This is a genomic window from Cohnella fermenti, from assembly GCF_004801405.1.
Lineage (GTDB): Bacteria > Bacillota > Bacilli > Paenibacillales > Paenibacillaceae > Cohnella > Cohnella fermenti.
On record NZ_SSOB01000102.1, the window covers coordinates 1 to 1,632 of the forward strand.

The following is a 1,632-nucleotide window of genomic DNA, read 5'->3' on the forward strand; positions in this document are numbered from 1 at the left end:
TAAGAAAAACCGTCAGGGATGAGTTCATTCCCTGACGGTCCTTTGTTTTGCGTTCCATGAGACTATTCTGCAGTTGTGCTACGGACATCCTCAATCCTGTATTCATTACCGTGTACCCCTTTGTAATACTCAGGATACATTGTCCCTCCACATAACCCGCACGAAAATTGAGGCGGTACCGTTGGATCCCCTCCGTCCATGATGTCAAAGCTCCTCACTGTATCCAGGGGGATCTTCTCCTGCTCTTCACATTGCAAACAAATATAATTCACCGCCAATTTCTCCTGTAGGAACTTGCTTAGCGGTGCGGTTCCTTGTTTCTTCTTTTTCCCTTGTTTCTTTCGGCTCTTGGACACCGGCGACATCACGTATCATCCTTTCTAGCACGGCTTTGCTATTTGCACATAACGCCACTTTAATTTTTAACTGTCCTTCTTCCAGGCAGACCTCTCCCTTGTATTCATAATAGCATCCACACTTTACGCAGGTCATCGGGTCTCTTCCCGTTTTCTCTTTTTGACGTTGGTTCCATGTCCGCCGCAGCAGCCGCTTAGCTCGTACAATCCATTTTCGTGCATGCTCTTGCCATACGCCCACTAACTTCCTGCACAACGCTTTCGTTCGACGTGAATACACCCCGTAATAGCGGATTGTCTTGAAATGCTCATCCGGTATATGCCGAATCAGCCTTGCAATAAACGCCTCAACCGCAATTCGCTCTGTTTTCTCTTGGCCGTCCGTCTTATCATGGTAACGAAACTCCACGTACTCCCCGTCATAGTCTACAATTCGACTTACCGCAATCGCTGGTCTTTTTATGTATCGGCCCATGTACCCTAATTGTGCTTTAACGTTACCTTTTTGTTTCGGTGCGTGCACATAGAAGCCTTCTCCGTTATTCGAGTAGGCCTTTTGCAATCTTGCTTGTACTTGTTTTTTATCTCGCTCATTTAAGTTTCGTCGTATCAGCTTCAGCACTACCGTTTGCCATTGTTTTCTTAACATTTCAAACGGCACAAAATCATACGTCTTCCATTCTCCGTCTTGCTTCATTCCTCCCATAGTCACCAACATATGTACGTGAGGATTGAAGTTCAGCCGGGAGCCAAATGTATGTAATCCAGCAATTATACCGGGGGTTACCTTGTGCTTCTTCTCGAAAAATTCCTTTACAATTCGTACAGCTTCGTCCATGAATTCCTTTAACAAACAACGATGCTTAAGAAACACATCCCGCAGTCCCTCGTCTATTGTCATCACGACATGACGATGATTAACTTGGAATACCTCTTCCTCTAACAACCGACTCCACTCTTCTGTTTCACCACAGGAACAGGTCGTACAGAATCGCCCTTTACAGCGATAAGGAACAAGCCGTAGGTCATGGCATCCTTCGCAGACCAACAGCTTAAAACCATTCTTCGGATTTCCACAATCGCGAAACTTAGCCACTTCTTTTAGTACATTTGCACGTATCTTCCCTTGATGCTTTCGAACAAATTCATCCCAGTGGCCTCTTTCATCGAACAAAATTCGCTTGAGAATATTCGGCTCCATGTTTCAAATGTACCAAACAACAAAGAGAACGTGAAGACCCACTCCACACCCGAAAAGTTATAAATTCTATTATGT

The 1,632-nt window shown here is 44.9% G+C and carries 1 protein-coding gene; it reads right to left on the reverse strand.

Annotated elements, in window-relative coordinates; genetic code table 11:
- Positions 1–246: 246 nt before the first annotated feature.
- On the reverse strand, positions 247–1,557 hold the full coding sequence (locus E6C55_RS33135; protein WP_136374109.1) for an IS91 family transposase: 1,311 nt from the start codon (positions 1,555–1,557) through the stop codon (positions 247–249).
- Positions 1,558–1,632: the final 75 nt, after the last annotated feature.